17 protein-coding genes are annotated in these 23931 nt (G+C 37.0%); 10 read left to right on the top strand and 7 right to left on the bottom strand.

Translation table 11 applies throughout. The annotated features are described in order from the left end of the window. The first annotated feature begins 201 nt into the window (after window positions 1-201). The 6 genes from FAF07_RS04750 (at window position 202) to FAF07_RS04725 (ending at window position 8063) form a co-directional block, all read left to right on the top strand. Entirely contained in the window at window positions 202-1233 is a 1032-nt protein-coding gene (locus FAF07_RS04750; protein WP_142784028.1) for an IS630 family transposase, read from the top strand. A 279-nt stretch (window positions 1234-1512) separates the two neighbouring features. Beyond that, window positions 1513-2532, top strand: a complete 1020-nt coding sequence (locus tag FAF07_RS04745) for a ligase-associated DNA damage response exonuclease (protein WP_142784027.1) — start codon at window positions 1513-1515, stop codon at window positions 2530-2532. Next, a complete protein-coding gene (locus tag FAF07_RS04740) occupies window positions 2529-4136 on the top strand; it encodes an ATP-dependent DNA ligase (protein WP_142784026.1) in 1608 nt (535 codons plus the stop codon). The genes FAF07_RS04745 and FAF07_RS04740 overlap by 4 nt, the downstream gene beginning before the upstream one ends. Further along, window positions 4133-6595 carry a ligase-associated DNA damage response DEXH box helicase gene (locus FAF07_RS04735; RefSeq protein WP_142784025.1) on the top strand — a complete coding sequence of 821 codons (2463 nt, stop codon included), beginning with the start codon at window positions 4133-4135 and terminating at the stop codon, window positions 6593-6595. Before FAF07_RS04740 ends, FAF07_RS04735 begins: the two co-directional genes overlap by 4 nt. Window positions 6596-6604: 9 nt before the next feature. Next, window positions 6605-7264 (top strand): ligase-associated DNA damage response endonuclease PdeM, encoded by a 660-nt coding sequence (pdeM, locus tag FAF07_RS04730; RefSeq protein WP_142784024.1) that lies wholly within the window; start codon window positions 6605-6607, stop codon window positions 7262-7264. Window positions 7265-7334: 70 nt separating this feature from the next. Continuing rightward, on the top strand, window positions 7335-8063 hold the full coding sequence (locus FAF07_RS04725) for an FKBP-type peptidyl-prolyl cis-trans isomerase (RefSeq protein WP_142784023.1): 729 nt from the start codon (window positions 7335-7337) through the stop codon (window positions 8061-8063). A gap of 403 nt (window positions 8064-8466) precedes the next feature. Here the strand turns inward: FAF07_RS04725 and FAF07_RS04720 are convergent, their stop codons facing one another. Beyond that, a complete protein-coding gene (locus tag FAF07_RS04720; protein WP_142784022.1) occupies window positions 8467-11757 on the bottom strand; it encodes a S41 family peptidase in 3291 nt (1096 codons plus the stop codon). Window positions 11758-11929: 172 nt separating this feature from the next. On the opposite strand from FAF07_RS04720, the gene era reads away from it, so the two are divergent. Beyond that, window positions 11930-12808, top strand: coding sequence for a GTPase Era (era, locus tag FAF07_RS04715; RefSeq protein WP_142784021.1), 879 nt, complete (start codon window positions 11930-11932; stop codon window positions 12806-12808). Between the two features lie 40 nt (window positions 12809-12848). Here the strand turns inward: era and FAF07_RS04710 are convergent, their stop codons facing one another. Beyond that, the gene (locus FAF07_RS04710) at window positions 12849-13352 is read right to left on the bottom strand and encodes an ABC transporter ATP-binding protein (RefSeq protein WP_142784020.1); all 504 of its coding nucleotides are present in this window, start codon (window positions 13350-13352) and stop codon (window positions 12849-12851) included. A 174-nt stretch (window positions 13353-13526) separates the two neighbouring features. Here FAF07_RS04710 and der point away from each other — a divergent pair, with 174 nt between their 5' ends. Both der and FAF07_RS04700 read left to right on the top strand, forming a co-directional pair. Continuing rightward, window positions 13527-14831: a ribosome biogenesis GTPase Der gene (der, locus tag FAF07_RS04705; RefSeq protein WP_142784019.1), complete on the top strand. Its 1305-nt coding sequence runs from the start codon at window positions 13527-13529 to the stop codon at window positions 14829-14831. 253 nt (window positions 14832-15084) lie between these two features. Further along, window positions 15085-17730 (top strand): outer membrane beta-barrel protein, encoded by a 2646-nt coding sequence (locus FAF07_RS04700; RefSeq protein WP_317130333.1) that lies wholly within the window; start codon window positions 15085-15087, stop codon window positions 17728-17730. A gap of 1 nt (window position 17731) precedes the next feature. On the opposite strand, the gene FAF07_RS04695 is transcribed toward FAF07_RS04700, so the two are convergent. The 5 genes from FAF07_RS04695 to FAF07_RS04675 are packed head-to-tail and all read right to left on the bottom strand — an operon-like array spanning window position 17732 to window position 20951. Beyond that, window positions 17732-18541, bottom strand: coding sequence for a TPM domain-containing protein (locus FAF07_RS04695; protein WP_142784018.1), 810 nt, complete (start codon window positions 18539-18541; stop codon window positions 17732-17734). Between the two features lie 54 nt (window positions 18542-18595). Then, window positions 18596-19033: a TPM domain-containing protein gene (locus tag FAF07_RS04690; RefSeq protein ID WP_142784017.1), complete on the bottom strand. Its 438-nt coding sequence runs from the start codon at window positions 19031-19033 to the stop codon at window positions 18596-18598. A 5-nt stretch (window positions 19034-19038) separates the two neighbouring features. Further along, window positions 19039-19638, bottom strand: a complete 600-nt coding sequence (locus tag FAF07_RS04685; protein WP_142784016.1) for a LemA family protein — start codon at window positions 19636-19638, stop codon at window positions 19039-19041. Between the two features lie 11 nt (window positions 19639-19649). Further along, window positions 19650-19979, bottom strand: a complete 330-nt coding sequence (locus tag FAF07_RS04680) for a MerR family transcriptional regulator (RefSeq protein WP_142784015.1) — start codon at window positions 19977-19979, stop codon at window positions 19650-19652. Then, window positions 19980-20951 carry a M23 family metallopeptidase gene (locus FAF07_RS04675; protein ID WP_142784014.1) on the bottom strand — a complete coding sequence of 324 codons (972 nt, stop codon included), beginning with the start codon at window positions 20949-20951 and terminating at the stop codon, window positions 19980-19982. 233 nt (window positions 20952-21184) lie between these two features. Here FAF07_RS04675 and alaS point away from each other — a divergent pair, with 233 nt between their 5' ends. After that, window positions 21185-23800: an alanine--tRNA ligase gene (alaS, locus tag FAF07_RS04670; RefSeq protein ID WP_142784013.1), complete on the top strand. Its 2616-nt coding sequence runs from the start codon at window positions 21185-21187 to the stop codon at window positions 23798-23800. The last annotated feature ends 131 nt before the right edge of the window (window positions 23801-23931 follow it).

Here is a 23931-nt window from a genome sequence, read left to right as displayed (position 1 = left end):
TCTCCTAGTGTTTGGACCATAATTATGATAATTATTGCCGCTGTAATTAACTTAACAATAATATGGATACGAAACATGCGTGAGTTTGCACTGGTGGGTGTTTGGGCTTTAGTCGCAATTGCTGTTGCTAACTCAAATATTAATTTATTAATAAGAGCATAAATTAGTTCTTATTCTGAAAATTTTACGTATCTTTATTGTATGAAAACAAAGGTGAAGAAGCGTAAGAACCAAGATGCCCAAGAGGAAACACGGTTGCGTGTGGCCGATTATCTCCGCAAGAAATTGGGCACCCAGAGACAGGCCGCCGAGATTTTCGGTATCACCGAGCGTTCGGTAAACAAGATATGGGCGCGGTACAGGGCCGGCGGCAAGCGCGCGCTGTGCAGCAGGAAACGTGGTGTGCAGGGCGGCATGAAACTCAAGAAGGACCAGGCCCATAAGGTGCGGGAACTTATCAGGGAAAAACTTCCCGAGCAGTTGAAGCTCCCCTTCGGACTTTGGACAAGGGAAGCCGTACAGCAGCTGATATCGCAGAAGTTCGGCGTCGAGCTGTCGCGCTGGCAGGTAGGGCGCTACCTGAAAAAATGGGGGTACACTCCCCAAAAGCCCATAAGAAAGGCGTTCGAGCAAAAGCCGGAAAACGTACGGAAATGGCTGGAGGAAGAATATCCGGCGATAGAAAAAAGGGCAAAGGCAGAAAGAGCGATAATATACTTTGGGGACGAGACGGGCTGCAGGAGCGACCACCAGGCAGGCAAGAGCTATGCCCCTAAAGGAAAAACGCCTATAATAAAGGCAACGGGGAAAAGATACACGGTCAATATGATCTCCGCAATAAGCAACAGGGGGCATCTGCAGTTCATGTTGATGGAGAAGGGCTTCAACAGCGAGGTCTTTAAGATGTTCTTGCTACTGATGATAAAGTATAGCAATAAAAAGATATTTTTCATTACCGATAACCATCCCGCCCACAAGACCATCAAACTTGACCAATGGCTAGAGGAGAACAATGATAAGATCGAAGTATTGTTCATCCCGCCCTATTCCCCGGAACTGAATCCCCAGGAATACGTCAACCAAGATCTGAAGACCAATATTATCGGCAAGAAAAGGGCGATCAACAAGGAACAGCTAAAGGAAAATATCAATGATTTTATGAACAAAAGAAAAAAGGACAAACCACAAGTGAAAAAATATTTTCATCACAGACACGCCAGATATGCTGCCTGACAATCTTATAAGAACTAAATAACCTAACGATTAATAACTATTTATTATGTTGCCTTAGGAAGCGCCATTCTTTTAATTATGAACACGGCAGTTCATGCCTATCAAAATAGAAAGCATAATCCACTTATGAAGTTATAGAGATGTCTAAAATCTGTTTGGTTGATAATAAATTCCTTTTTTGCAATTGAGTTAAAATTAATAGCATTAGAAGTGGCTCAATTTTTTTACAGAAGTTTATCTTGTTGATTCATGAATTTTTGAAAAGAAAATAACATTGTTATGAAAACCCCATTGCTGGTATTTAATGATAAAGGTATTTATTGTGAGCAGGCAAATGTCTACTTAGATCCATGGCGACCGGTGGATAAAGCCATAATCACACATGGGCATGCAGATCATAGTAGATATGGCCATAAGCAATATATTACGCACCATACCAATGTTCCAATAATATCACATCGATTGGGTAAAATATCGGTAAGCGGTAAAGATTATAATGAAGTTTTTATCATTAATAACGTCAAGTTTTCCCTTCATCCAGCGGGTCATATAATTGGCAGTTCTCAAGTACGTGTCGAACACAAGGGAGAGGTTTGGGTATTTACTGGCGATTATAAAACCGAAGATGATGGCATTTCAGTACCCTTCGAGCCTGTTAAATGCGACACGTTTATTACAGAATGCACTTTTGGCTTACCTGCATTTAAGTGGATTCCTCAAGGTCAGGTTTTTTCAGATATAAATAACTGGTGGGCAGCTAACAAGTCTGAAGGAAAATCATCAATCTTATTTGGCTATTCCCTAGGAAAAGCCCAACGGCTATTGAAGTATTTAGACCCATCCATTGGAGAAATTTATACGCATGCGGCCATTGAAAATATGACTGATGTGCTTAGACCTTTCGTAGAATTTCCTAAAACGATACGTATTACCAAAGAAACGCCAAAAGATGCTTTTAAAGGTAATATTATTTTAGCACCGCCAAGTGCTCATGGCGGCTCATGGATTAGAAAGATGGTGCCCTACGTCACCGCGTCGGCGAGCGGTTGGATGACTTTTAGAGGAGCACGAAGACGACGTGCCATAGACAAGGGTTTTGTGTTGTCAGACCACTGTGACTGGGAAGGGTTATTGACAGCTATTCAAGCTACTGGTGCCGAAAAAATAATTACCACGCATGGTTATACAGATATTTTTGCAAAATATTTAAGAGAGCAGGGCTATGATGCCAGAACAGAGAAAACACAATATGAAGGGGAATTGGGAGAACTGGTTAAAACAGAGGAAGAAACCGTATGAAAAACTTCGCCCATTTGATTAAGCAGTTAGATAGCACCAACAAAACAAATGAAAAGGTGCAAGCTTTAACTCAGTATTTCCAAAATGCTAGTGATGAAGATAAAGTATGGACTATCGCCATATTATCCCATCGGCGTCCACCAAGACCTGTCAATACAACGCTACTTAGGCATTGGGCTTCAGAATTATCTAATATCCCACTGTGGCTGTTTGAAGAGTCGTATCATATTGTGGGCGATTTAGCCGAAACGATTGCGCTCGTCATTCCATCTTCTAAAGAAAACTCCGATAAAAGTCTCACGACATTTTTACAGGAAATCATTGCCTTAAAGAAAAAATCCGAAGAAGACAAAAAAGCATATCTCTTTAACAATTGGAAAAGCCTCAATTATTACGAACGCTTTGTATTTACAAAACTAATAACCGGAAGTTTCAGAATTGGCGTTAGTCAAAAACTGATGACTAGAGCACTGTCAAAAGCCACCGAAATTGATGAAGATATTTTGGCTTATAAGCTCATGGGTAATTGGGATCCCAATCTCATATCGTTTCATGATCTTATTTTGGAAGAAAAAGAATCCGACTTTCTCTCAAAACCCTATCCATTTTATCTGGCATACGCGATAGAAGGTGAGTTAGCTAATTTGGGCGACGTAAAGTTATGGAGTGCAGAACATAAATGGGATGGTATTCGATCACAAGTCATTATAAGAAACGAACAGCTGTTTGTTTGGAGTAGAGGAGAAGAGTTGGTGACCGATAAATATCCGGAATTTCAAAACTTGGTAGAGGTTATTCCAAATGGAACGGTCTTAGACGGCGAAATTCTGCCATATGTTAATGGTGAAATAGATAATTTTAATGCGCTTCAAACCAGAATAGGTCGAAAAAATGTGTCCAAAGCACTGCTTGAGAAAACCCCTGTGATTCTTAAAGCTTACGATATTCTAGAATGGGAAGGTGAAGATTTAAGAGAAAAATCTTTTAGAGAACGACGCGGTATTTTAGAAAATCTAATAAAATCTGTTAATTACGAAGAATTGCCTTTACAGTTATCGGAAACTATACAATTCGATAGTTGGGAAGCTATGGCCGAAGAACGAGCGAAATCTCGCGAGATGCGCAGCGAAGGCTTAATGATAAAACAATGGGATTCAACCTATAAAGTAGGTCGTAAAAAAGGCGATTGGTGGAAATGGAAAGTAGATCCATTAACTATTGATGCTGTACTAACCTATGCGATGCGCGGTCACGGCAGGCGCTCCAATTTGTTTACCGATTATACTTTTGGTTTATGGGATACAGAGAGTAAACAATTGGTCACGTTCGCAAAAGCCTATTCGGGTCTTACCGATGCCGAATTTAGAAAAGTGGACAATTGGATTAAAAAAAATACCTTGGAACGTTTTGGTCCAGTAAGGAGTGTCACACCTCATTTAGTCTTTGAAATTGCTTTTGAAGGTATTGCATTGTCCAAAAGACATAAAAGTGGTATTGCTACTCGGTTTCCAAGAATTCTAAGATGGCGGCAAGATAAAACGATAGATGAAGCCAATACTCTAGACGATTTAAAAGCGATGATTCCTATTCAAGAACCTGCATGACGCGTAAAGAACTCAAAGATATAGCTACAGATTGGTTTCTTTCAAACGGATGGAAACCATTTCCTTTCCAAAAGAAAGTATGGGATGCCTTTTTTCAAGGAAATAACGGATTGCTCAATGCTCCAACGGGTAGTGGAAAAACCTATGCGTTGTGGATTCCGATTGTGTTGAATTATATAAAAAACAATCCAAACTATAAAACAAAGCACCCCAAAGGACTCAAAGCTATTTGGGTAACCCCATTAAGAGCCTTGTCTGTAGAAATAAAGCAGTCGGCAGAACGTTTCGTTACCGATTTAGAATTACCACTTACTGTTGGCATTAGAAGTGGCGATACCTCTCAAAAGGAACGGGCGCAACAAAAACGGTCTATGCCAGATCTATTGATTACGACACCAGAGAGTTTGCAATTATTATTGGCATCAAAAGGATATGATAAAGTATTTTCAGAGGTGTCTGCGATTGTGGTTGATGAATGGCACGAGCTTCTAGGAAGCAAACGTGGCGTACAAATGGAATTGGCCTTGTCGCGATTAAAAACTGTCTCGCCAAAAATGCGTATTTGGGGAATATCGGCCACAATTGGTAATTTAGATCAAGCCCGCGAGGTACTTTTGGGCCCGCAATCAAAGGCCTTTAATAATTCCATTTTGGTAAGGGCGACGCTTAATAAACAAATAGAAGTTAAGCCCATTATTCCTAAAAAAATGGAGACCTTCCCTTGGCGCGGTCATTTAGGACTTCATTTGCTCGAACAAATCATTCCTATTATAAACAAAAGTAAGACGACTTTAATTTTTACAAACACGAGGGCGCAATGTGAAATTTGGTTTCAAAAAATTATTTTGGCACATCCTGAATTTGCTGGTGAGCTTGCTATGCATCACGGGAGTATTAACAAAGAAACAAGGTTGTGGGTAGAACAAGCGATTAGATTGGGTCAACTGAAAGCCGTAGTTTGTACCTCGAGTTTAGATTTAGGTGTCGATTTTGCGCCCGTTGAAACTATCATACAAGTAGGTGGACCAAAAGGGGTTGCCCGTTTTATGCAACGCGCCGGTCGTAGTGGTCATCAACCCGGAAAGAAAAGTGTCATTTATTTTTTACCAACGCATGCCATAGAATTGATAGAAGCTTCGGCATTAAAAAAGGCTATAAAAGAGGATATTGTAGAAGATAGAATGCCTTATATTAATAGCTATGATGTGCTTATCCAATATCTAGTAACATTAGCAGTTTCCAATGGATTTTATCCCGATGCCATTTATTCAGAAGTAAAATCTACATTTTGTTTTCAAGCACTAAGCGAGGATCGCTACCGATGGCTCATCAATTTTATTACTATGGGCAGTCAAAGTTTACACGCCTATGATGAATACAAAAAAGTAGATATAGAAACAGACGGTCTTTTAAAAGTAAATAGTAGGGCAGTAGCGATGCGCCACAGATTGCAAATTGGGACTATTGTAAGTGATGCGATGCTTACTGTGAAATATTTGAAAGGCGGATTTTTAGGGTCTGTTGAAGAGTGGTTTGTTTCCAAGTTAAAACCGGGTGATGTATTTACTTTTGCAGGAAAAAATTTAGAGCTTTTCAAAATTAAAGACATGCAGGTATTGGTTAGGAAATCGAAGCAGAAAACTTCAAAAATACCAAGTTGGATGGGAGGGCGAATGACTTTTTCTTCAGAAATGAGCGATATGCTACGTGATGAGTTATATGAGTTGAGCACGGAAAGTAACAAGCAATCACCCGAAATGAAAGCACTAGCGCCTATTTTCGAACGTCAGAAATTGGAGAGCATTATTCCTAGCAACAATCAATTTTTAATAGAGACCTTTAAAACACGAGAAGGCTATCATAATGTATTTTATCCTTTCGAAGGCCGTTTCGTGCATGAAGCTATTGGGAGCCTGTTGGCTTATAGAATCAGTTTGCTATCACCCATAACGTTCTCCATTGCTTTTAACGATTATGGTTTTGAATTGTTATCAGATCAAAAAATAGACATGGAACAAGTGCTTGATAACAACTTGTTCTCTACAGATTTTCTAAAAAGTGATTTGGAAAAGAGTTTAAATGCCACGGAAATGGCACGACGAAAATTTAGAGATATCGCGGTTATTTCAGGATTGGTCTTTACTGGCTATCCAAATAAATTAGTAAAGAGCAAACACTTACAGTCCAGTTCGCAATTGCTCTTCGAGGTTTTTAAAGATTATGAGCCAGATAATCTATTATACCAACAAGCTTATACAGAAACCTTTGAACATCAGCTCGAAGAGGGTAGGCTTCAATTAGCAATGGAGCGTATAAATAAGCAAACCATTATTTGGAAGGATTGCGAAAAGGCTACGCCATTTTCTTTTCCAATTATAACCGATAGGCTAAGGGAGAAATTATCCTCTGAAAAATTAGCAGAACGTATTAAACGAATGACTGCAGTTTTGAGCAAATAAAATTCCATTATGCAAACGAAATCTATTGTAATTAACGAACAGACATTCATCATGCACCCCACTGGTGCATTGTTTTGGGTAGAACGGTCTATGCTATTGATTGCAGATATACATTTTGGAAAAATCATGCATTTCAGGAAACACGGTAGCGCAGTTCCTAGAGAGGCCATTGATAAAAATTTTGATCAACTCACATACGTTTGTGATTGTTTCAGCCCTAAAACAGTATGTTTTTTAGGAGACCTTTTTCATAGTAACTGGAATAACGAGTGGATTCCATTTAAAGATTGGGCTTTAAAAACGACCTATAACAAGTTATTAATAACAGGTAATCATGATGTTATTTCACCTATTGAATATGAGAATTTAGAATTTAAAATTTACGATGAGCTTCGGATTCATAATATATCACTAACGCATCATCCGCAAACCGATTCCGAATTATTTAATATCGCTGGACATATCCATCCAGGTATAAGACTGAAGGGTTTAGGAAAACAATTTTTAAATGTACCCTGTTTTTATAAAACGAATAGTCAGATGATATTACCAGCGTTTGGGAATTTTACCGGTAAATATATAATGAAACCTAATGTTGACGATGCTATTTTTATCAATACAACATCTGAAGTCATTCAACTGGATTTAAATAAACAAGCGCATAAATAGGTATTATAAATTCTTTTAATACATACATTATTTTATTACATTTGGCGTCAAATAAAAATAATTTAATAAAATGAAAGTAATTAAATTTTTAAGTATTCTAACAATAGTTTCATTGGCATTTTCTTGCAATGAAAAAGGGGCTTCGAACAAATCGTTGAAAACAGAATTAGATTCTGTGAGTTATGCTATCGGAATGGATGTAGCTAGAAATGTAAAAACTAATTTTACAGAATTTGACAATGATTTATTTATTCAAGGGTATAACAGTACTATCGATTCTACTAATGTTTTAATAGATGAAACAGCAGCACAAGCTTTGGTAAGATCTTATTTCCAGAAAACGCAACAGGAAAGAAGAGAAAAGCAACAAGAAGAAGCTGCAAAAAAAGCTGAAGAACAATTTGGAGAAGTGAAAGCTGAAGGTGTTAAGTTTTTAGAAGAAAACAAAGCAAAAGAGGGCGTTAAAGTTACAGAAAGCGGGTTGCAATATGTAGTTTTAAAAGAAGGTACAGGTGAAAAACCAACTGCAGCTTCAAAAGTAAAAGTACATTATCATGGTACTTTAATTGATGGGACTGTGTTTGATAGTTCTGTAGATAGAGGTGAGCCGTCTGAATTTGGAGTAGGTCAAGTTATTAAAGGATGGACTGAAGGTTTACAACTTATGCCAGTAGGTTCAAAATATAAATTCTTTATTCCTCAAGATTTAGCTTACGGTGCTTTTCCTAGACAAGGAGGGCCAATAAAACCATTCTCAGCTTTAATCTTTGAAGTTGAGTTGCTAGAGATTGTTAAGTAGTTTATAATAAAAGGTTATAATTAAAGGAGGTCGTCTAAAAAGTCGATTTTTAGCTTAAATGTCACATTGAGACCCGAGCCAAAAAATTTTATCAAGCGGTAATGTTGACAATGAAACCGAACTTGAATTTGAAACTGAAAATTTCAAATTATGGATTGTCCCCTAGAGGATAGGCGAGAAACAAAATATATTTTGTTTTGAAGGTTGCGAGCGCAGCTCATTAGGGGTGTTTTAAAGATTTTGATTGAAATTTAAATAATTGGAAATCAAATACATAAAATAGATGTCAATGGTAGCGCAGTGAAATGCTTTGGTTTTCAAAACATTGAAACTTCGACTGCGCTCAGTTTGACAAGAGTTAATTAATTTTTAGACGACCTCTTTTTATATGTCTAATACGGAGCTAATTCCTGTTTTCGAATGCTGGTCGAGCAGGTTTTTTAAACTTCTTATTAGTTTTAATTAATTTCAGCACCTCTTGAATACCAGTTTCAAGTTGTGCATCATTCCCATGTGCTAAACTTTGAAAATCTTCTACCACCTCAATATCTGGGTCTACGCCGTGTCCTTCCTTAAACCATTCCCCATTAGGGTCATACATCCTGAAAGTGGGCACAGTCACACGTCCGCCATCTATTAGACTTGGTGCACCTGAAATTCCTATAAGACCGCCCCACGTGCGCGTTCCTATTAAAGGCCCAAGACCTCTTTTTCTAAAGTAATCAGGAAAAGCATCGCCGCCTGAACCACTAAACCCATTAATGAGCATCACTTTTGCAGCAAAACTTCCAGAGGGTGGCCACGCCCAATCTTTTCCATCTCTAACCGCCCAATACGCCAAAGGATCTCTGTCTAGTAATTCAATAAAGCGGTCTGGAATTTGTCCGCCGCTATTAAAGCGTTCGTCAATAATTAACCCTTCCTTATTCATTTGCCCGTAAAATTGTCTTACCAATTCATTTTGGCCATCAATACCTGTGCTTCTTACGTAAATATACCCCACCTTACCATTAGTCGCCTTGTCTACTTGTTGTCGATTATTTTCTATCCACGCCAGATGACGTAAACGGGATTCTGATGGTAACAATTTAACAATAACCTCCTTTGAATCTTTAGCTGAAGTTGATTTGCTTATTGTTAACTGAACGGGGTTATCTGCCAAACCTTGAAAAGCTGCAGAGATAGGTTTGGTGGTATCCACAGAAATACCATTAACTGCTAAAATGTAATCGCCTGCTTTAATATTTTTACCAGGTTTGCTAAGAGGCGACCTTACCTCTGTATCCCACGGTGCTCCTGTTAAAATTTCTTTTATTTTGAAAAAGCCGTTTTCTAGGATTATATCGGCGCCCAAATAACCAACATTCATTTGTTTTGACGATTTAATATCACCGCCACCTGTGTATGTATGCGATGCATTAAGTTCTGCAATTAAATCACCAATAATAATGTTTACATCATTTCTTGTACTGGCCTGTTCAACTAGATTTCCATAACGCGTTCTCATAGCACCCCAATCGACACCATGCATTTGTGGGTCATAAAAATAGTCACGCTCAAATCGCCAGACATCATTAAATATTTGCTTCCATTCTTCTTTTGGAATGACTTCCATTTGCATTTTAGATATCGGTACGGTTTTATCGATTTTTTGCTTTTCTTTAGCTTCTACAACTGCTAATTTACCACCCTTATAAAGAAGAATTTTTTCCCCATCTGAGGTTACCGAGTAGCTGGATACTTCAGACATGATGGTTTTAACGTCGCGTTCTTCAAAATCATAATAATGTAGAGCCGCCGATGCATCTTCCACCGATCCCGAATTTGGATATCTTACAAATAATAGTTTGTCCTTTATAGCAGTTAAACTGCCTATATTTCCGGGTTCGATATCTAAATGTTCTACCCTGTTCTCAAAACCTGCAATTTCTATAAAGGTTTTAGTAACTTCACTTTTTTTATCTTTCTTGTCTTTGTCTTTGTCTTTGTCTTTTTTGTTTTTTGAATCTTTGTCGTCACTGTCGGCTTCATCTTCAGTATCTTCTTTTTCTGGTTCATAGGCATCATTCTTCACCTCTAGGATGGAGGCTACGGAATTGTTCAATGTTCCAACAGCAATATTACTCGAATTGGGATATATAAACGTATTATCTAGAGACGAATACACGGGGTTGAAGGTTCTGTTCGTCACAAAAAACAGGTATTTACCATCTTCACCAAACACTGGTGAACGGTCTGAATAGTATCCAGAGGTGAGTTGCGACAGGGTATTGGTGTTGGTGTTGTAAACGAAAATAGCAGAGGTTGCTGTGTTTTCAGTGCCTCTAGAGTAAGCAAACCATTGGCTATCTGGAGACCAACTCACTGAGAAATTGTTTAGATTCCCATGAAACATATACCTGCCTTTATCTGCCTTAGTAACCTTTCCACTAGCAATATCTAAGAAGCTAATGCTCATAGCTTGATCTATATACGCAATTTTTTTACTATCGGGCGACCAATAAATATCGTAATAAAATCCGTTCTTAAAATTGGTAACAACTCTAGGTTTTTTTAAGTCTAACATATCGTATAAAACCAGTTGATATTCGCCATTTACGTCACTCCAACAGGCTACATATTTACCGTCTGGGGACCATGAAGGCCTGCGTTCTGCATACGTGGAAGTGGCCGAAAGATTAGATACAAAACCTTCAGTAGCAGGCAAATTGAATAATTCTCCTCGCGCCTCTACCACTACGCGGTTACCATCTGGCGAGACTGTAGCAGCGTTCATAAAAGATTCCACACTTTTCTGTTCGGCAATAAGATTGGTTTGGTCTGAAATAATTTGAATAGCAACTTCGGATGTGACATCTGATTCAATATTGTACACATATAATTTACCGCCAGCTTCAAAAATGATATCGTTCTTGCTGCTTTCAGGATAGGTGATATCAAAATCGCTGAAACGCGTGAGTTGGGCATGTGACTTTTTGTTTACATTATATTTCCAAAGATTGTTTCTTTGGTTAGATCCGTTATCAGACATATAATAAATGTCATTATCAATCCACATGGGTAACTCATCATTGGCCGTATTGTTTGTAATATTTTCAGATTGAAACGTTTTTAAGTCGAATATCGTGATATCAGGAGCGGTACCGCCGCGGTATCGTTTCCAATTGCGATGCACTCTGGACCGATCTGTGTAAGCGAATTTTTTTCCATCCTGTGAGAATGAACCATATTCTCCATAAGGGACGGGTAATTTTTTAGGCGTTCCACCATCAAGCGATACGGTATAAAACTGGTTGTAACGTTGTCTTCCGCTTTCGCGAGAAGAAGCAAATAGTACAGATTTCCCATCGGGTGCCCATCCTAAAACGCGATCGAACATGCCGTGATAGGTTAATCTTTTTGGGATGCCACCGTTTATATCGATCACATAAACATCACTATTACCATGATAATTGGCTGTATAAGCCACCATACTCCCGTCTGGAGAAAAGCGAGGAAAACTTTCAGTCCCATCTGGAGAACTTAATCTGTTGGCAATACCTCCCGATTTTTTTACGATCCAAACATCATCGCCGTAGGTGAATGTGATGTGGGTTCCAGATATGTCTGGAAACTGCATGAGTTTGGCATCGATTTGTGCATTTAGAAACGTTATACAAATAGTTGCTAAGAGAGACAAGCGTAGTCTTTTCATAAGATTGATTTTGATTGATTAAAAAATGTAGTCACTAATTTACAGTATTAATAATATATAATTGGTTCTTAGAGGGTTAAAAGTTTAAATTTTATATCCGTATTTTTTTTCATTTTATTGCTTTTTTTGTTGCCAAACAGAAACAGTATCTTTGCAGTTAAATACTTTTAGAATGCACAAAGCTGGTTTTGTAAATATTATTGGGAATCCAAACGTTGGAAAGTCTACTTTAATGAATGCCTTTATTGGGGAGAAATTATCCATTATTACCTCTAAAGCGCAAACGACTCGCCATAGAATTTTGGGTATTGTAAACGGTGAAGATTTTCAAGTTTTGTTTAGTGATACACCCGGAATTATAAAACCTGCCTATGAATTGCAGGAATCTATGATGGGTTTTGTAAAATCTGCTTTTGAAGATGCAGACATCCTCCTTTACATGGTTGAAATTGGTGAGCAAAACTTAAAAGACGAAGCATTTTTTAAAAAAATAAAGGCCTCTAAAATCCCCGTTTTATTATTGTTGAATAAAATTGATAAGTCGAATCAAGAACAGTTAGAATCTCAAGTAGCCTTATGGTCTGAGAAAGTTCCAAATGCCGAAATATTCCCTATTTCAGCTTTAGAAGGGTTTAATGTGACTGAGGTGTTTAATAGAATTATAGAGTTATTACCAGAGTCGCCCGCATTTTATCCTAAAGATCAGTTAACGGATAAGCCAGAGCGTTTCTTTATAAATGAAACCATCCGGGAAAAAATTCTAATTCATTATAAAAAAGAAATTCCTTATGCCGTTGAAATTGAAACGGAGGAGTTTTTTGAAGAAGAGCATATTATCAGAATCCGTTCGGTAATTATGGTAGAACGCGAAACTCAAAAAGGGATCATCATTGGGCATAAAGGAAGCGCCTTGAAACGTGTAGGTGTAGAAGCTCGAAAAGATTTAGAGGCATTCTTTGGAAAACAAATTCACCTTGAATTGTATGTAAAAGTAAATAAGAATTGGAGAAGTAATCAAAACCAGCTGAAACGTTTTGGTTACAATAAATAATTAATGGAACTCATCTTAAGAAAGGTACATACCTGTTACTTTAATGAGTGGATTTATTTAAAACCGTATTCATAAAATTATTCAATTCATGCATCTCGTGCTTGCTTGAAGCTTTCCCTATGCGTCCTCCAAAATATAATGCGAACCAAATAATAATCATAAATAACATGAGACTAACTTGGATAGCATAACTATGTTCTAACCTCCAATTGGTATATGCCCAAATGCCTGCGGCAATAAACAAACCTGCCACCATAAAATGAAGAAACATAAAAAGTGTCCAAACGGTTGGACTGGGGCCAAATAAACCATAAAGTAAACTTGTTTCTTCATCAACTTCATTAATTTCTAAATGTAATTTCGGGGACCAAAAGTGCTGTTTCTTTTTTGGAAATTTTATAAAAACATGGTCATCTATTCTTGTAATTACAAAATCAGATTGATCCATTTTCACGCTATCAAAATCCTTCAACACAGAGGCATTGTTTTTGGGGATTTTAATTTGAAACCGCGGTCTCAAAACGACCTCATTAGATAGCTGCATTTTAGTTCAATTTAGAAAAAGTAAATTACTAAATTTTCTTTAAAACTGAATTCAATTTAATCTTTAATAAAAAAGGGTTTTGCGTGGTGTATATTTACTATTTTTGCAAAATATTAAGAAGATGCTGTTGAATAAATAAATTAGCCTTAGGCTGTTACAGAAAATTTAAGGATTATGAGTAATATAGTAGCTATAGTAGGTCGTCCCAATGTTGGGAAATCAACGTTTTTTAATCGGTTAATCCAGAGGCGAGAAGCCATTGTTGATGCTGTAAGCGGCGTAACTAGAGATAGACATTATGGCAAAAGTGATTGGAACGGAAAAGAATTTTCGCTTATTGACACAGGTGGTTATGTAAAAGGAAGTGATGATATTTTTGAAGCTGAAATTGATAAGCAAGTGGAACTGGCTATTGATGAAGCTGATGCGATAATTTTCATGGTAGATGTTGAATCTGGCGTGACTGGAATGGATGAAGACGTGGCAAAGTTGCTTCGAAAAGTGAATAAACCGGTATTTCTTGTCGTTAATAAAGTAGATAATGGTAAGCGTGCAGAAGATGCTGTAGAATTTTATTCCTTAGGATTAGGTGAATATTACACTGTTGCCAGTATAAACGGGAGCGGTACAGGGGAGCTTTTGGATGCGCTGGTGGAAGCTTTACCAGAGAAAGAAGATGTTGTTGAGGAGGCCTTACCACGTTTTGCGGTTGTTGGTCGTCCTAATGCAGGGAAATCATCTTTTATCAATGCCTTAATTGGTGAAGACCGATATATTGTAACGGATATTGCAGGAACTACCAGAGACTCTATTGATACGAAATACAATCGCTTCGGATTTGAATTTAATTTAGTAGATACAGCAGGTATCCGTAGAAAGTCTAAGGTCAAGGAAGATTTAGAATTTTACTCCGTAATGCGAAGTGTGCGGGCCATTGAGCATAGTGATGTGTGTTTAATTGTTTTAGATGCCACTCGTGGGTTCGATGGACAAGTTCAAAATATATTTTGGTTGGCAGAGCGCAACCGAAAAGGTATTGTTGTTTTAGTGAATAAATGGGATTTAGTAGAGAAGGATCATAAGTCTGTTAAAGAGTTTGAAAAAGCCATCAGACAACAAATGGAGCCTTTTACCGATGTACCAATCATCTTTATATCTGCGCTTACAAAACAACGTATTTTTAAAGCGATTGAAACAGCGGTAGAGGTTTATAAAAACCGTACCAAAAAAATTAAGACGAGTAAGTTAAATGAGATCTTACTTCCTATCATTGAGAATTATCCACCACCAGCATACAAGGCAAAATACGTTAAGATTAAATACGTGATGCAGTTGCCAACGCCGCAGCCTCAATTTGCTTTTTTCTGTAATTTACCGCAATATGTTAAAGATGCCTATAAGCGTTTTCTTGAGAATAAAATTCGTGATCATTTCGATTTTAATGGTGTGCCTATTAGTGTTTATATGCGGAAGAAGTAAGATCTTTTTTTATTGATTTTAGGATTTCTTTAAGACTTTCCTATAGCATTTGATTTAAATTAGCGTTTTGGTACGAAAATTGTGACAACAAAAAACGCTAATCATCAATCATCAAATCTATATGAGATTCTTTCTTTTAGGTATAGCTCTGCTATGGGCATCGCTATCATTTTCACAAACTAAATCATTTTCAATTACAGGCGAATTAATTTCAGAAGATGATTAAAAACCGCTTGAATCTGCTACGGTTTATTTGGAGCGATTACAAGATAGTTCTTTGGTAAGCTACACGATTACAGATAAGAACGGGGTGTTTTTTTTAGAAGACAAAACGTCTGATGTGAAGCTGCAACTATTTGTATCCTATGTAGGCTACAAGACCTTTGCAAAGGTTATTGATATAAATACTTCAGATATTAAACTTGAAACCATACGCATGATGGTTGACGCTAATGCGCTAGACGAGGTTGTCATTAAGAGTAGGGCGCCTATTACGATAAAGCAGGACACTTTAGAATTCAATGTAAAATCCTTTAAAACAAAAAAGGATGCCAATGTTGAGGATTTATTAAAATTGCTCCCTGGAGTTGAGGTTGATGAAAATGGAAAGATAACGGTTAATGGTAAAGAGGTTAGTAAAATTTTGGTGAATGGGAAACCCTTTTTTGGAAACGACCCGACCATAACCACGCGAAATTTAACCAAAGAAATTATAGAAAAAATTCAGGTTGTAGATACTAAAACCAAGGCACAGGCTTTTTCTGGAGAGGATGGCGATGATGAGAGTAAAACCATTAATTTAACCATTAAGGAAGAAAACAATAAAGGGGTTTTTGGGCGTGTTTCGGCAGGTGCCGGTACAGAAGAAACTTATGAGTTTGCGGGCATGTTTAATCGATTTGATAACGATCAACGTATTAGCGTATTAGTTGGAGGGAATAATACCAATTCGCCTGGTTTTAGTTTTGGGGAAATCAGTAAAATGTTTGGTCGCGGTAATGCCGTAAGCTTCAATAGTAATGGCTCTTTTAATATAGATGGGCGTTCTTTTGGAGGAGGACAAGGTATTACCGCTTCTAAGAATTCGGGTGTTAATTATGCAGATGTGCTAAGTGAAGGGGTTGATGTATCAGCAGATTATTTTTATTCTGGCAGCGATTCTGATAATGTAACCACCACAGAACGCGAAAATATCTTACCGGATGCCAGATATTTTACAACTTCAGAGTCGAGGTCTTTTAACCGTAGCGATAATCATAGTGCTAATTTAGAGTTTGATATTGAAATTGATTCAACGTTATTAATAAATATTGAGCCGTCTTTACGCTATTCAAAAAACCGGAATGAATTTTCACGTTCAGAAACATCACGTGATGCTGATAATGTGCTGAATAATGATTCTGAAACTGAATCTGTTGTGGAAACCTCAGGGAGAAATTTTAGTAATGATATCGATATTACTAAAAAGTTTGGTTCTAAAGGCGCCTATTTAGAGTTTAGTATAGAGAATGAAATCAACAGTAGGGATACTGATGATTTTTTAAATTCTGAAACCAATGTTTACGGTGACACCCCTAATAATACATTAAGGGACCAATATACAGACGGTGAAAATAAGACCAACACGTTCGGAACCGAAATAAATTATAATCTTCCCCTTATTGCTAAAGAATTGTTTTTAAATTTTGAATATAGGTATAATAGAGATAAACGTAGTGATAAGCAAAGTACTTTTGATAAAGATATTAACGGTGATTACAATGTTTTTAATATCGATTTAAGTACAGATTTTGAATATGTTGATGCCGTGCAAAAACCAGCCATATCAATTAATTATAGAAATAAAAAGTGGTCTGCACGATTTAAAACGAGCTATGTTTTTAGAACTTTAGAAAACACAGATTTCCTAAGACCAGAATCTAATTTAAAGCGCGATTTCGAGGCTGTGGAACTTAGGGCACGGTTTAATTATCGTTTTAGTCCTAAATCTTCTGTTTATGCTAGTTATCGTCTAAATAACAATCCGCCACAACTTAATCAGTTGCAGGCCTTTCAAAATGTTTCAGACCCTTTAAATACTGTGGTGGGGAATCCAAATTTGAAACCGGTAAACAATCACAGGATGTATGCTGGGTATAATAATTACGATTTTCAAAAAGGCACGGGATTTTATAGCTGGTTTAATGGCCAGATTACAGATAATCAAGTCGTATCAAATACCACGATCGATGAGAATTTTGTGAGACGCACCACCTATACGAATGTTGATGGCAATTACCGTATTGGCGGTGGTGTGAATTATACCAAAAGTGTTAAAATGGACACCTTAAGGACCATTAAATATGGTGCTGGTATTTATACGAATATTAACAGAAACGTGAATTTTAATAATGGTGTCCAATATGCTAGCAATGTGCAGTCATTATCACCAAACATAAATGTTTTGTTTACATGGAAGGATATCATGGAATTTAGACCACGCTACTCCATAAATTTCACAAAAAACACGTATGACATTCCATCTTTTGAAGATAGAGAATTCCTGTATCATTCCTTAAACTTAGGTACAGCTACATTTTTTCCAAAGCATTTTGAATGGCGTAATGAAATTCAATATAATTACAATCCAAATATTGCAGATGGTTTTCAAAAGAGTGCCTGGTTTTGGAATTCTACTTTAGCATACTCTTTATTAAAAGATCAAGCCACCCTAACATTAAAAGCATACGATGTACTAAATCAAAATACAAATGCGAGACGTACAGCTACCGAGAATTATATTCAAGATTCCCAAAGTACAGTATTACAACAGTATTTTATGCTGAGTTTTAGCTGGAAATTTAATAGCTTAGGGAAAAAGGGTGAAACTAATGATGGCGGGCATTTCTATAGATTTTAGTTTACCAACTTCCACCAGCGCCACCACCGGAAAAGCCGCCGCCGCCAAAGCCGCCACCGAAACCACCACCTCCAAAGCCACCACCAGAACTTCCGCCAAAACCGCCAGAGCTTCCGCCACGATAGTTGCCTCGGCCCATATTGCTTAGTATAATGGCTTCTAAAATACTGATCCCTTTAGAACGGTTACCTCTATTGCCACCCTTTCCACCACCACGTCTGTTCTTGGAAATTGATAGGATTATGATGATAAATACGATGAACAATAAAACTCCAAAACCAATAGGTGGTCCGTCGTTGTTGGAAACTTTTCTAGTCCCCTGATAAGCGCCCGTCAGCACTTCAAATATGGCATCAGAACCTTTATCAAGGCCACTATAATAGTCATCACGTTTAAACTCAGGAATAATAACATCCCTTGTAAGCTGTCCCACAATACCAGCAGTTAATCTGTCTTCAACACCATAGCCTGGAGAAATCCATATTTTTCGATCTTCTTTTGCTAGTAAAATAAAAACACCGTTGTCTTCCTTAGCTTGTCCTATTCCCCATTTTTGGGCCCATCTTGGGGCGAGTAAACCGATATTTTCACCTTTAGAAGTACTGATGATGGCAACAACTATTTGAGTAGAAGTGGTATCGGAATATCGAATAAGTTTTTGTTCAAGACTAGTTGCTTGCGATGGTGTTAGGAGATTGATGTAATCATAAACACTGGTCTGTTCTTTGGGGATTTCTGGAATATCGTATTGCGCAAATCCTATGGATACTGAAAAGATCGTAAACAATATACCCAAAAATAAAGGCTTCATTTTCATGGTGTTGTTATTCGAAATATTAAAAAATGAATAGCTCATATTAAACCTTTACCCTTTAGAAATATCATTTGGTAGCTCATTCACATCATCGTGCTGCCAAGGAAAGTATTTTTGTAATTGTTCGCCAGCCTTTAAGATGCCTTCTAATAACCCTTGTTTAAAGTGACCGGATTTAAAATGGTTTTGCATCACATCTTTAGTGCTATCCCAGAAATCTGGACTTACCACATCATTGATGCCCTTATCGCCATAAATAACGAAGGTCTTATCTTCTACGGCTACATAAATTAAAACACCGTTAGATAGTTTTGTGTTGTCCATTTTAAGCACATGAAATAATTCCATGGCGCGGTCAAAAGCATCCAGTGTCGATGATTTTTCAATATGCACTCGAATTTCACCAGAGGTGTTTTTTTCGGCTACTCTAATAGCTTCTATAATTTCCTGTTCCTCTTCAACGGAAAGAAAATCTTCTATTTTAGACATAGGTTCTATTTAAAATCAAACTCAACTTCTACAGGTTTTTCTGCACCCGCTTCAGCATCAAAATAAGGTTTTTCATCAAAGTTTAAAATGCCAGCAAGAATGGTATTAGGAAACGTATTAACATGTACGTTGTAAGGCTTAATGGCTTCATTATACCTTGTTCTGGCTGTTTGAATCGTATTCTCAGTACTTGTTAATTCATCTTGAAGTTTCAGGAAATTCTGATTGGCCTTCAATTCAGGATACCGTTCAACGGTTACCAATAATCTTGACAAGGCGCTACTTAAACCGCCTTGAGCCTCATTAAATTGTTGCAGTTGTTCTGGTGTAATATTGGAAGGGTCAATAGTGGTTTGGGTGGCTTGACTTCTTGCTTTTATCACAGCCTCTAAAGTGCTTTTTTCAAAATCGGCAGCACCTTTTACTGTATTTACCAAATTACCAATTAAATCATTTCGCCTTTGATACGATGTTTGAACATTTCCCCAAGCTTCTTTTACGTTTTCATTTAAATTAACCGCAGTGTTATTAAAATTCTTTCCCCATGAATAGAGTCCGAAAATGATTACTGCAATAACAATAACTGGAATAAGCCATTTTTTCATAATAGTGTTGTTTAAAGGTGTTGTTTTATTTTAATAAGTTGATTTTTAACGTCTTCTAGTTTACTGATAATTTCGAAATTATTGAGGGCTGCTTGTTTGTCTTCTTTCAAATGAATTTTTGCCCCCTCAAGTGTAAATCCACGTTCTTTTACCAAATGATAGATGAACTTAAGATTTTTTATATCTTCTGGTGTGAATTTTCGATTGCCTTTGGCGTTTTTTTTAGGTTTTAAAACATCGAATTCTTTTTCCCAAAAACGAATAAGGGACGTGTTTACGCCAAATGCTTTAGCCACTTCACCAATACTGTAATATCTTTTTTCTGGTAAATCTATATACATTTAATCTAACGATTGGTTTTCAAGAGTAGCACGTTTTAAAAGGTCATTAAATTCTTCTGCGGTTAAACTTCCATAGTAAAAATTTATAGGGTTGATACGATCACCATCCTTGAAAATCTCATAATGTAAATGTGGTGCTTGAGAACGTCCTGTACTACCCACAAATCCAATTAAGTCGCCTCGTTTCACCTTTTGATTTTTTCTCACATTGTATTTGTATAAATGTGCGTATAGGCTTGTATAGCCGTAACCGTGATCAATTCTAATATGTTTGCCATAACCCGTTGACCCCGCATCTGCTCTAACTACCACACCATCACCACTGGCATATATAGGCGTGCCTCTAGGGGCTGTAAAATCCATGCCCCAATGCATTTTCCGTACTTTAGTGAAGGGATCCGAGCGCATACCGTAACCCGAAGCCATACGTGATAATTCCTCATTACTAACAGGTTGAATGGCTGGTATAGCCGCTAATAGTTTTTCTTTTTCTTTAGCAAGTATCGCAATTTCATCGAGTGATTTCGATTGAACGACTATTTGCTTTTGTAAAATATCCAAACGCTTATGGCTCTCTATAATTAATTTTGAATTATCAAAACCTTCCAGATTTTTGTATCTGTTAATACCTCCAAAACCTGCTTTACGTTGCTCATCAGGAATGGGGTTAGCTTCAAAATAAAGGCGATAGATATTATTGTCCCGCTCTGCTACATTCGCTAAAACTGCAGCGGCAGCATCCATTTTTTTATTAAGTAGTTCAAATTGAAGTTGAGCATTGTGCAGTTCACGCTTTAAGGCTTTTTCTTTAGGAGATTCCAAGTATTGACCAGCTATGAAAACAAAAATAAACGCAAAAAGAGAAGTCGCCAAAATAAACATGAATCCATATTTAAAAGTGGTTCTTTTTTTTCGCTCTATTTTCCTATAAGAAAGCGATTCAGAATCGTAATAATATTTTACCTTACTCATTGCGTAATTTATACTATTTTTGCTGAAAATATCAACAAAGTTATGCCTTTTAATTTATAACCAAAAAAAACAAACCTACGAAATATTTTCATTGTAAATTTAGTAAAACTAAATGATAAAAAAGGTTTGGATTTGCAGGTACATGTAAATTTTGAAATAGATTTGTGTTTAAATATAAAAAAAGGTTTGGTTTAGGCAAACCCTTTTATAAATACCGTTTTTAATAGTACTAAATGAAGTCAAAAGATATACGCTCAACATTTTTAAATTTTTTTGAAGGAAAGCAGCATAGCATTGTGCCATCCGCACCTATGGTGGTCAAGGATGACCCAACACTTATGTTTGTAAATTCTGGAATGGCACCTTTTAAAGAATACTTTTTAGGCAATGCGCAACCCAAAAACAGTAGACTGGCAGATTCCCAAAAATGCTTACGTGTTTCAGGGAAGCACAATGATTTGGAAGAGGTAGGTTACGATACCTATCACCATACCTTATTTGAAATGTTAGGAAACTGGAGTTTTGGTGATTACTTTAAGAAAGAAGCTATTGCCTGGGCATGGGAATTATTGACTGAAGTTTACGGGATAGATAAGGATATTTTATACGTTACAATTTTTGAAGGTAGCGACGATGCAGATAAGCTTCCTATGGATACGGAGGCTTACGATTATTGGAAACAGTTTATAAGTGAAGATCGTATTTTAAAAGGAAATAAGAAAGATAACTTTTGGGAAATGGGAGATCAAGGTCCCTGTGGCCCATGTAGTGAAATACATGTAGATATTCGCTCCAAAGAGGAGAAAGCAAAAGTTTCTGGTAAAGAATTGGTGAATCAAGATCATCCGCAAGTTGTAGAAATATGGAATTTGGTATTCATGCAATACAACCGAAAAGCTAGCGGTAATTTAGAAAACTTGCCCGATAAGCATATCGATACGGGCATGGGTTTTGAACGTTTATGTATGGTATTGCAAGGTGTTCAGTCCAATTATGATACCGATGTTTTTATACCAATCATTAAAGAAATAGAGACCATCACCAATAAAAGTTATGGCAAGGACGAAAAAGCAGATGTAGCCATCCGGGTCATTTCAGATCATGTTCGTGCTGTGGCCTTTTCAATTGCAGATGGGCAATTGCCTAGCAACACAGGTGCAGGATATGTTATCAGACGTATTTTACGTCGTGCTGTTCGATATGGGTTTACGTTTTTAAACAAAAAGGAACCTTTTATTTATAGGTTGATTGATGTGTTAAGTAAAGGAATGGGCGGTGCATTCCCAGAATTAAAAGCTCAAAAGCAACTTATAGAAAATGTCATTAAGGAAGAAGAGCAATCTTTTTTACGAACCTTAGATCAAGGCTTGCTGCTATTAAATAGAATTGTTGAAGAATCTAAAGGAGATACTATTTCTGGCAAAAAAGCTTTTGAATTATTCGACACCTATGGTTTTCCTATTGATTTGACCGCACTTATTTTAAGCGAAAAAAACTTAAAATTGGATGAAGATGGCTTCAATGAGGAACTAGAAAAGCAGAAAAACAGGTCGCGAGCAGCAAGTGAGATGTCTACAGATGATTGGACTATTTTAATAGATGATGCAGAAGAAGAATTTATTGGATACGACACTACAGAAGCCACTGTTAATCTAACAAGATACAGAAAAGTGGTCTCCAAAAAAGATGGGGATATGTATCAGTTAGTATTTAATTTGACCCCTTTTTATCCAGAAGGTGGCGGACAAGTAGGCGATAAAGGCTATTTGGAAGATACCCATGGCGATGTGGTTTATATTTTGGATACCAAAAAAGAGAATAACGTTATTATTCATTTTACAAAAAATCTACCAAAGCATATTAACGAGCGCTTTAAAGCAGTAGTTGATGCAAAACAGCGGCATCGAACAGCCTGTAATCATACAGCAACCCACTTATTGCACCAAGCACTCCGCGAAGTGCTAGGAGCGCATGTCGAGCAAAAAGGAAGTGCGGTACATTCTAAATATTTAAGATTTGATTTCTCGCATTTTTCAAAACTTACTCCAGAGGAATTACGTGATGTAGAGCATTTTGTAAACCGTCGTATAGAGGGTAAATTACCATTGGATGAAAAAAGAAATATCCCAATGCAACAAGCCATTGACGAAGGGGCCATGGCGCTTTTTGGCGAAAAATATGGAGATACGGTTAGAACGATTCGTTTTGGTAATTCTATAGAGCTTTGTGGCGGTATCCATGTTAACAACACATCAGATATTTGGTATTTTAAAATTATTTCTGAAGGCGCTGTAGCGTCTGGGATTCGTCGTATTGAAGCGATAACCAATGATGCTGTTAAAGATTTCTACCAAGAAAACAATAGCCTGTATTTTGAAATGAAGGAGTTGCTCAATAATTCTAAAGAGCCTGTAAAAGCACTCCAAAATTTAAAGGAAGAAAACACTAATCTTAAAAAAGAAATCGAGTCTTTATTGAAAGATAAAGCGAAAAACATTAAAGGCGAACTTAAAAATGAACTCACCGAAATTAATGGTGTATATTTTTTAGCTAAGAAACTTGATTTAGATGCTAGCGGAATTAAAGATGTCGCTTTCGAACTAGGAAGTCAATTTGATAATCTGTTTTTACTGTTCGGTACCGAGCAAAATGGAAAGGCCCTCTTGTCATGCTATATTTCAAAAGAACTAGTAGCCAGTAGAGGCTTGAATGCAGGTTTAGTGGTACGCGAACTTGGGAAGTATATTCAAGGTGGCGGCGGCGGACAACCATTTTTCGCAACTGCAGGAGGAAAAAATCCTGCTGGTATTGATAAGGCTTTGGAGAAAGCTAAGGCTTATTTAGATTAAACTATTTGATCCCTAAAATCTTATTAAATGTTTTCAATTCACATTTATAAAATTTTAAAAATTTGCTTTTAAAGCGGCTTAACTTGGTGTTGTTATTTTCTTTCATGATGGCTTATATAATAAGTTAGACG

Source organism: Changchengzhania lutea, from assembly GCF_006974145.1.
GTDB classification, from domain to species: domain Bacteria; phylum Bacteroidota; class Bacteroidia; order Flavobacteriales; family Flavobacteriaceae; genus Changchengzhania; species Changchengzhania lutea.
The sequence above is the reverse complement of the archived record's forward strand: the minus strand, read 5'-3'. Positions and strand labels throughout refer to the sequence as shown.

Coding starts and splice junctions, on each gene's coding strand:
- FAF07_RS04750 (WP_142784028.1), top strand. CDS start 202: ATGAAAACAAAGGTGAAGAAGCGTAAGAACCAAGATGCCCAAGAGGAA.
- FAF07_RS04745 (WP_142784027.1), top strand. CDS start 1,513: ATGAAAACCCCATTGCTGGTATTTAATGATAAAGGTATTTATTGTGAG.
- FAF07_RS04740 (WP_142784026.1), top strand. CDS start 2,529: ATGAAAAACTTCGCCCATTTGATTAAGCAGTTAGATAGCACCAACAAA.
- FAF07_RS04735 (WP_142784025.1), top strand. CDS start 4,133: ATGACGCGTAAAGAACTCAAAGATATAGCTACAGATTGGTTTCTTTCA.
- pdeM (WP_142784024.1), top strand. CDS start 6,605: ATGCAAACGAAATCTATTGTAATTAACGAACAGACATTCATCATGCAC.
- FAF07_RS04725 (WP_142784023.1), top strand. CDS start 7,335: ATGAAAGTAATTAAATTTTTAAGTATTCTAACAATAGTTTCATTGGCA.
- FAF07_RS04720 (WP_142784022.1), bottom strand. CDS start 11,757: ATGAAAAGACTACGCTTGTCTCTCTTAGCAACTATTTGTATAACGTTT.
- era (WP_142784021.1), top strand. CDS start 11,930: ATGCACAAAGCTGGTTTTGTAAATATTATTGGGAATCCAAACGTTGGA.
- FAF07_RS04710 (WP_142784020.1), bottom strand. CDS start 13,352: ATGCAGCTATCTAATGAGGTCGTTTTGAGACCGCGGTTTCAAATTAAA.
- der (WP_142784019.1), top strand. CDS start 13,527: ATGAGTAATATAGTAGCTATAGTAGGTCGTCCCAATGTTGGGAAATCA.
- FAF07_RS04695 (WP_142784018.1), bottom strand. CDS start 18,541: ATGAAGCCTTTATTTTTGGGTATATTGTTTACGATCTTTTCAGTATCC.
- FAF07_RS04690 (WP_142784017.1), bottom strand. CDS start 19,033: ATGTCTAAAATAGAAGATTTTCTTTCCGTTGAAGAGGAACAGGAAATT.
- FAF07_RS04685 (WP_142784016.1), bottom strand. CDS start 19,638: ATGAAAAAATGGCTTATTCCAGTTATTGTTATTGCAGTAATCATTTTC.
- FAF07_RS04680 (WP_142784015.1), bottom strand. CDS start 19,979: ATGTATATAGATTTACCAGAAAAAAGATATTACAGTATTGGTGAAGTG.
- FAF07_RS04675 (WP_142784014.1), bottom strand. CDS start 20,951: ATGAGTAAGGTAAAATATTATTACGATTCTGAATCGCTTTCTTATAGG.
- alaS (WP_142784013.1), top strand. CDS start 21,185: ATGAAGTCAAAAGATATACGCTCAACATTTTTAAATTTTTTTGAAGGA.